Below are 7446 nucleotides of genomic sequence, written 5' to 3'. Positions count from 1 at the left end.
TTACTGGCTACGTGCCGAGCCACTACCTTCTTGTGCTTAATGTAATTAAGAGCAGTATTGTAGGCTGCTCTAAACAAGTAGGAACGAAAGCTGATGTCCGAACGAATCATCTCCCGCTTCTCCCAAAGATTAACAAATGTTGCCTGCACAATTTCCTCGGCAGTATCCTGGTCTCTAACAATGCGCATTACGTACCTGCAAGTAGGTTCGTAGTATTCTTTGAAAAGATTTTCGAAGGCTGACTTATCTCCCTTTGAAAAGGATTCTAACAACTTACTTTCGCTTGTGGACACTCTTGGTAGTTTCTCGTTGGGGTTGAATTTATAAAGTTTTTACTAATTGCAAGCTGAAAGTGCTTAGTAAGCCAATCAGGCTTCAACTTAGCCATTACTTTATACGTAACTCCAAGTCTAAAACACAAAATACGTTGAAAGAAACACCGCAAACTGTTTTTCAGAACAGGCTAGAAAAGTTTCAGAGCAGGCAACAACTCATTAAAAAGAAAGCATCGACCTACTCTTGGTTAAGAATCGGCAGTTTTATACTCTATTTGATTGGCTTTGTGTACCTGGCTGATCGGGGCCATGCAGAGGTAATGGTATATATAAGCCTTGCTTTTGTAGTTCTCTACCTCTATCTCCTAAAAAAGCACGAAGGGCTGAAAAGAGAATTGCGGCTACTCGACAATCTGGTTGATATAAATTCGGACGAACTGAGCCGAATGCGTTTTGAGTTTTCACATCTGGACGATGGTGCTATATTCTTTGAACCCAACCATCCATACCACATCGATCTGGATATTTTCGGTCGTCACTCGTTGTATCAGCTTATCAATCGAACCTCTTCGGTTTATGGAAGCAAAACACTGGCAGGCTGGCTAAGCACACACGCCACTTCTAAAACCATAAACAACCGGCAGGTGGCTATTCAGGAATTAGCTCCCGCCATAGACCTTCGTCAGCAATTTCAGGCGGAGGGCTTGTCAGAAAAACTACCGGAGGCTGCTCAGGTACAGCAGCTAATCAACTGGCTTAACACCGAGCAGCAGCGTTCTAACTTTGGTCTGTACAAAGTGCTGTTGCCGGTACTGGCCACAGCCACATTGGCCTCCATTGTAGTCAGCGCAGCCGGCCTTGTGTCCATAGGGCTACCTGCCCTTCTCATTTTTGTGAATATTGCGGTTTTGGGTACTGTGTTTCGTCAACTCCTCGATATTACCAGACAAACGGAAAACGGTTATCGGTCATTGCGATCACTAAAAGAACAAATAGCACTCATTGAAAGCCATAGCTTTAATAGCCCGTTACTTAGTCAACTTAAACATGACCTAACCGGAAACAACCAAAGGGCTTCCAAAACCCTGCGTGAATTGTCGAACATTCTGGACAACCTGCAAAACCGCTCCAATCTGCTTTATTTGCTCTTTAACCTTACTTTACTGCTAGACATATACTGGTACCTTAAAATAAGCCGTTGGAAAAAAGAGAATAAGGCCAACCTCGAATCCTGGTTTAGCATAATTGGTGAGTTTGACGCTCTTATGAGCATGGCTGCTTTTGGCTATGCTAACCCCGACTATTGCTTCCCTGTACTTTCTAAAGAAGCCTGTACCATTAAAGCGACCGACCTGGGACACCCGCTCATTAACCCGGGCAAGCGAGTGAGTAATAACTTTGAATTTACCGGTCGCGGGGGAATTTGCCTAATTACAGGCTCTAACATGAGTGGAAAAAGTACCTTTTTAAGAACTGTTGGCCTAAATAGTGTTTTGGCTTTGGCCGGTGCACCAGTATGCGCCAAAGCCATGGAAATTGGCGAGCTAAAGGTGTTTACAAGCATGCGCACCCAAGACGATCTGGAAGAAAGTGTTTCTTCATTTTATGCCGAACTGAAAAGGTTGAAGCAACTATTGGGTCAAATTGATGATGACAGACCCACTCTTTTTATGATCGATGAAGTATTGAAGGGTACCAATTCAGACGACCGTCACAGAGGTGCAACAGCTCTTATCAAACAATTGAACAGGCAAAATGCCTTTGGTTTTGTTTCTACTCACGACATTGTATTGGGCAACATGACCAACGAACTCCAGGGGGTAAAAAACTATAGCTTTAACAGCACCATTTCGGGCAACCAAATACACTTTGACTACAGGCTGACTCCGGGCATTTGCAAAAGTTTTAATGCGACCAAACTAATGCAGCTTATGGGTATTGAGGTAGATGCTTAAAACAGTCTTTGCTTTGGGTTGAATTACTTATTTTTGGGCTCATTTCTAAAAATATCATGGCCTTCGATTCAAATCTAAAAATTGGAGTTCTTGGTGGCGGGCAATTGGGCCGAATGATGATTCAATCGGCTATTGACTTCAACCTGGACATTCACGTACTTGACCCTGACCCTAATGCTCCCTGCAAATGCATAGCTACAAGCTTTGAAACCGGTTCATTAACCGACTATGAGCGGGTAATGGCTTTTGGCCAGGACAAAGACCTGTTGACCATAGAAATTGAAAATGTAAACACGCAAGCGCTCAGCGAACTGGAAAAGCAGGGAAAGAAGGTATTTCCTCAACCGAGGGTTATAGAGCTTATTCAAAACAAGCTACATCAGAAAAAATTTTATGCCGCCAATGGCATCCCTACTGCGGAATTTCAAGAAGTTTCAGGAGCAGCCGAAGTAGCCCAAAAGAAAGATTTTTTGCCATTTGTGAACAAACTGGCCACTGGCGGATACGATGGGCGTGGTGTACAGGTTATTCGTACAGAAGATGCTTTAGGGAAGGCTTTTGATGCTCCCGGCTTTGTAGAAAAACTGGTCGATTTCGATAAAGAGTTAGCGGTAATTGTTGCCCGCAACGAGGCCGGGCAGGTGCAAACATTCCCTACGGTGGAAATGGTCTTTCATCCGGAACACAACTTGGTAGAATACTTATTTTCACCTGCTTCCATTAGCCCTGAAATTGAAGACCAAGCTCAACAACTCGCTAAGGAGCTCATAGAAAAATTAGATATGGTTGGTCTTTTGGCCATTGAAATGTTTCTTACCAAAGAAGGCCATCTGTTGGTTAATGAAATAGCACCACGAACTCATAACAGTGGCCATCAGACTATCGAGGGCAATGTCACTTCACAATTCGAACAGCACCTCAGAGCCATACTAAACTGGCCCCTTGGCAACACAGACACTCTCATTCCTTCGGCCATGGTAAACCTGTTGGGAGAAGATGGCTACAGTGGAGAGGCTCGCTATGAAGGTATGGAGCAAGTGCTGGCCAAAAACGGTGTGCATGTGCACCTATACGGAAAAAAATTAACCAAACCTTTTCGAAAGATGGGGCATATAACCGTGGCTAACCACAACATTGACCAACTAAAACAAACCGTTAACTTCGTGAAAAGCACCTTAAAAGTAAAAGCATGAGCCAACCACAAGTAGGAATAATAATGGGCAGCCAGTCAGACCTGAGGGTAATGCGAGATGCTGCTCAGGTATTAGAAGAACTGGGTGTATCGTTCGAACTCACCATTGTTTCGGCCCACCGAACACCAGAACGTATGTTCGATTACGCCAAAGCAGCTCGCCAGAAAGGACTTAAGGCTATTATTGCAGGAGCAGGAGGAGCAGCCCACTTGCCAGGAATGGTTGCCTCACTTACCACTTTGCCTGTTATTGGGGTGCCTGTAAAATCAAGTAACTCCATCGATGGATGGGATTCTGTACTTTCCATTCTTCAGATGCCGGGAGGAGTACCTGTGGCTACGGTGGCCCTGGATGGGGCAAAAAACGCAGGTATTTTAGCAGCCCAAATTGTCGGTGCCTTTGACCAAGACGTTGCCAACAAACTTGATACATACAAAGAAAACCTCAAGGCTAAAGTAGAGGAGAGCATTAGTGCTGTATCCAAAAACGGCTGGAAGGCCTAAAAATCGAACTCCGGCTCGGGCGAGGTATGATGAAAGTCATACCAATATTCATACAAGCTGTATTCGAGGGCATCGCTAACAAAGCCCTCGGCTGTGTTGAATGAAAGCGTGCTCGACTCGGGCAAAAACTCTCTGATTTTAATGGCCTGATCGAACGGAAGCCGTGATATGAGCACATAACCGGTGCCTAAGTCTATATGTGGGTTTACCTTTTCCATTTATTATGCAAGCATAACAGTTTTATGGAATAAGATTGATAATGAGCTATTTAAGATTTTGTTAAGTTGACGAAAGCCAATATTAAGCTTCCGTCAACTCTAACTTTAGGTTGTAACTTTTATCTACTGAAGGTCGTCTTAGCGGTTGTCTCCGCCTCCCTTATTGTCTTTATTATCTTTCTTCTTTTTCTTGAGAATACCTTCTAACACTCCTTTGGCTTTCTCCCTTACATCTTCAAGCTTTTTATCTACGGAGTCCTTTTCAACCCCTAACTTTCCGGCAGTCAATCTGGCCAGGCTATCCTTTTTCACCTGCAACAGGCTATCGGCCTTGGCCTTCAAGGTATCTTTTTTTGCTTCGATCACATTCTTGGCCGAATCTTTAGCTACATCTACTTTATTCTGAACCTCTTTTTTTACCTCCTCCTTCTTCTCTGCCACTTTATCGGCTACCGCTTCTTTCACCGTATTTTCAACGGTTTTACCATTGGAAGAGGCAATACTCTTTAGTGTAAACTGAGGTTTTGCAAACTGGCCTGCCATTCCCACATTGAGTATTAGGTTATCGCCTCCCAAAGGGTTATTGCCTCCGGTAAGAGACGACACCAGACTATTAAGTTGTGCTCCCACCTTACCGGCCGGCACATTCATACGCAAAACATAGTCTATGGAGCCATCGATACCCGTACTGCCCGATATGGTTGTTTTATACTGTCCCAGGTTTACATCGAAGGGCTTTACATGCAAGCGTCCGTCTTTAATTTCAGCACTCATCTTCACTCGCTCTAGCGTGGCAGCTCCAATATCGCCAAGCTTGGTTACAGAAGCCAAACCCGCTAATACTTCCGATTCGCCCAAACTTGCCTGTAAAACCTGAATAAGCCCCTCTCCTGTCAAAGTAGAATAATCGGGCATCATATCGGCACCTAAGGCTCCCTTAATAGAGAAGTCCGTGGAGAACTGCCCTGTCATTTTCTCGGTAACGGGAGCCAGTTTTTGCACCATATCTACACTTTGAAATGAAGATGGAATGGAAATTCCTGCGGCTCCGAACTTGAAATCGAAGACAGGTTTGGCGGGTTTGCTATCGTACAGACCATTGGCCGTTACTGTTCCATTAAGTGCGTTGAAGCCTGAATTTTTTAGGCTAATCGCACCATTTTTGACTTCAATTTGTCCCACCATGTTGTTCAGGTTAAGGCTGTTGTACTTTACCTGACCTACTTTGGCTGTGAGATTGAATAGTACGTTTTCCGGAATTCGCACAACTTCAAGAGGTTCATCGCCCGATGTAGTTTGCTCTTCTTCTCCGCTTTCTGTCATCCATTCATTCACATCCAGCCTGTCGGCTTCTACATTAAGTCTACCGGACAAGACTTCATGATTTAGGGCAAAACCAAGAAAATTCTCCAGCTTACCACTCATGCTATAACTGGTAGAGCCGGCTTTGCCAACATAATTGGTCAATGCAATGGAGTTATTGTCGAAGCGAGCCTCTGCGCTGCTAATACTAATTTCCTGCTCTATCCCCTCGCCTTCATAGGCAAAACCGGTAAGTATTATTTGGCCCGAAGTAGGCAAGCTACTGTAGCGCTCGGCCTGCAAATCGCTCATTCGGCCACTACTTTGCAAATCGGTTTCAATCTTCCCTTTCAGCTTCATCCCTTCCATAGGATAAAGCGCCATTAATTTCTCTAAATCCAGTGAACCTGAAGATCTCACATCCCATTTAAAATTATCCGGATTTTCTAGTTTCATCTGAGCCACAAACTCCTGACCATCCATTTGTAATGAGAGGTTGTCGACTTTTATTTCGGTATCCGCCAGTTTGCCTGTCTTGTTGGTAACACCGGCTAAAAGCACTAATTTTTCCACAGGCGCAGGCACCTCTGGTGTCTTGATGTAGCCATTTTCCAGGCTCAAGCCAATATCCATTAGCGGGACTTGCTTTTTCAGACTATCGTAAATACCCGAAGCATCGGCTTTAATAGAGAGTAGCCCCCTTAGCTCATAGCCTTTCATGGGGTAATATCTTCCAATTTCAGCCAAATTAAGTTGCCCGTCTACAGAAGCCTTCATTCGGTAGTCTTTCAGGTTTTCAACCACCAGCGAGGCATCTAACGGGTTCGACCCCATTTCCAAATGCAATGTTTCCAGATCTACTCGGGTATTCTCGACAACCCCGTCAGGGTTGCTTACACCAAGTTTTACCTTAACGTTCTTTATGGCATCGGGCAAATCGGGATAATGAAAATAGCCGTTGTCAATAGCCAAATTGAAATGAAAGGCCGGCATGCTACTTTCATTGTAAACACCTTTCAGCTCGCCATCGAAATTAAGTCTTCCTGTAGCCTCTAATTCGTTGAAAGAATTGGAATATACAGCCGGCACGAGAGATAGAAGTTGTTTGAATTCGGCTCCGGGAGAAGCAAAGGAGAGATCCATTCCGTAGCCATCTTCTAACATAGAAAACGAGCCACTGGCCGAAATGGGAAATGTATTTACTTTGAGCACATTGTCTTTGAAGGTATAGGTAGAGTTTGGCAAATCCATAGAAAGAACCACATCCAGATCGACCGACTTGTTATGCAAGTAGTCTATTCCTTCATAGGTAACCTCAACATCTCCAATCGTTCCGGTGGTCTTCAGGTCGAAAATATCATTGGCAAAATCGCCCTCGCCTTTCACGTTAATATCCGCCAGCTGCATAAAGTAAGATAGGCCCTGATCAAAGTAAACAAACTCACTATTACTGATGGTAATGGAGCGCAAACCAAAAGTAACTCCTTCACCATCGCCTGTTTCTTCAGCTGGAATTTCCTCCGTAGTTGCCTTTGCGATGTCGTAGTTGGCCGTACCATCTTCTAAAACAATGATGGTAATGTCGGCACCATCGGCCATTATAGACTTAAGGCTTATGCTTTCTCCGAACATTACTTCTTTAAGATTGACAGTGGCAGAAAGCTCTTGTACTTTGAAGAGTGTATCCTGATCAAAGACTCCTTTTCCAATAATGCCCATATCAGATAGTGAAAGAGTGAAATCAGGGAAGTTCCTTAGTAGGGAAAGGTTAAAGTCATCAAAATATAGTGTGGCCTCCGTATTTTTCTCAAACTCACTAATGATGAGTGCCTTAATTTTATCTTTAAAAAAGACCGGAACGAGTAGCAGGGCCACAAAAAGCACTAAAATAAAACCCAACAGAATCTTAAAAACCTTCTTCATAATTCAACCTTAATAACGCGAAAGCAATTTAGCGATATTCGGGTGCTGCCACCAGAAAGTTTAAATACTTCAAGATT

The 7446-nt window shown here is 43.9% G+C and carries 6 protein-coding genes; 3 read left to right on the top strand and 3 right to left on the bottom strand.

The window, feature by feature from the left end; translation table 11 throughout:
• The coding region (locus tag B3763_RS00345; protein ID WP_286742425.1) for a sigma factor at window positions 1–188 on the bottom strand (188 nt) is incomplete at its 3' end.
• Window positions 189–427: 239 nt separating this feature from the next.
• On the opposite strand from B3763_RS00345, the gene B3763_RS00340 reads away from it, so the two are divergent.
• The 3 genes from B3763_RS00340 to purE are packed head-to-tail and all read left to right on the top strand — an operon-like array spanning window position 428 to window position 3926.
• Window positions 428–2230, top strand: a complete 1803-nt coding sequence (locus B3763_RS00340) for a MutS-related protein (RefSeq protein ID WP_286742424.1) — start codon at window positions 428–430, stop codon at window positions 2228–2230.
• Between the two features lie 56 nt (window positions 2231–2286).
• On the top strand, window positions 2287–3423 hold the full coding sequence (locus B3763_RS00335) for a 5-(carboxyamino)imidazole ribonucleotide synthase (protein WP_286742421.1): 1137 nt from the start codon (window positions 2287–2289) through the stop codon (window positions 3421–3423).
• The gene (gene purE, locus B3763_RS00330) at window positions 3420–3926 is read left to right on the top strand and encodes a 5-(carboxyamino)imidazole ribonucleotide mutase (RefSeq protein ID WP_286742418.1); all 507 of its coding nucleotides are present in this window, start codon (window positions 3420–3422) and stop codon (window positions 3924–3926) included. Before B3763_RS00335 ends, purE begins: the two co-directional genes overlap by 4 nt.
• Here the strand turns inward: purE and B3763_RS00325 are convergent.
• The gene (locus B3763_RS00325) at window positions 3923–4144 is read right to left on the bottom strand and encodes a hypothetical protein (protein WP_189629180.1); all 222 of its coding nucleotides are present in this window, start codon (window positions 4142–4144) and stop codon (window positions 3923–3925) included. The two genes, purE and B3763_RS00325, sit on opposite strands and share 4 nt — an antisense overlap.
• 138 nt (window positions 4145–4282) lie before the next feature.
• On the bottom strand, window positions 4283–7369 hold the full coding sequence (locus tag B3763_RS00320) for an AsmA family protein (protein WP_286742415.1): 3087 nt from the start codon (window positions 7367–7369) through the stop codon (window positions 4283–4285).
• Window positions 7370–7446: the final 77 nt, after the last annotated feature.

It is taken from the genome of Roseivirga sp. UBA1976, from assembly GCF_002336325.1.
Taxonomy (GTDB): Bacteria; Bacteroidota; Bacteroidia; order Cytophagales; family Cyclobacteriaceae; genus Roseivirga; species Roseivirga thermotolerans.
This window is presented reverse-complemented; position numbering and strand designations above follow the sequence as displayed.